Below are 248 nucleotides of genomic sequence, written 5' to 3' on the forward strand. Positions count from 1 at the left end.
AGGTTCCAGCGCCGCGAGGTGTGAGAGTTCGAGTCTCTCCGTCCCCACCAAATTTACTTATGAGAATGAGTAGAGATGGTCGAGTAGAGGATTGGTGTAATGGTAGCATGACGGTCTCCAAAACCGTTCGTCAAGGTTCGAATCCTTGATCCTCTGCCATTAAAGTTTGAGAAATCCAGCGATAAGTTGGTACCCGATGGGGACGTGGCGAAATTGGTAGACGCACTGGATTTAGGTTCCAGCGCCGC

Annotated in this window: 1 tRNA gene; it reads left to right on the forward strand. The window is 50.4% G+C overall.

Annotated elements, in window-relative coordinates:
• Positions 1-85: 85 nt before the first annotated feature.
• Positions 86-159 (forward strand) — tRNA-Trp (locus tag C8322_RS14310).
• The last annotated feature ends 89 nt before the right edge of the window (positions 160-248 follow it).

This window comes from Acinetobacter sp. SM1B (assembly GCF_003289665.1).
In the GTDB taxonomy this organism is placed as follows: domain Bacteria; phylum Pseudomonadota; class Gammaproteobacteria; order Pseudomonadales; family Moraxellaceae; genus Acinetobacter; species Acinetobacter schindleri.